General features: G+C 46.5%; 1 pseudogene. It reads left to right on the forward strand.

What is annotated here, in order from left to right:
- A pseudogene (locus R0J87_RS23540) lies at window positions 1–198 on the forward strand (hypothetical protein); the annotation flags it as partial.
- Window positions 199–245 lie beyond the last annotated feature (47 nt).

The raw sequence follows: 245 nt of genomic DNA on the forward strand, positions 1-245 counted from the left end.
CCGGAGCAAGTTGCCAAAGCCCTTGTAGACCAACTTATCAGTGGTCGTAAAAGGCGTTATCTCGGCAGCGCCGAAAATATATTTGTTCGCTTAAACGCGTTGCTTCCCGGGCGTGTCGACAAGGCTCTTGGCAGTAAGCTGCAGCAAATTAAGCAGTATTTCAAACCGACTTCAGCAAAAAACAGTGTGGGGGTTTAATATGAAAACAATAGCGGGGATCATTCTGGCTGCTTTTGTCACAATAC

Origin of the sequence: Halomonas sp. SIMBA_159 (assembly GCF_046536035.1) — a bacterium.
Lineage (GTDB): Bacteria > Pseudomonadota > Gammaproteobacteria > Pseudomonadales > Halomonadaceae > Vreelandella > Vreelandella venusta_A.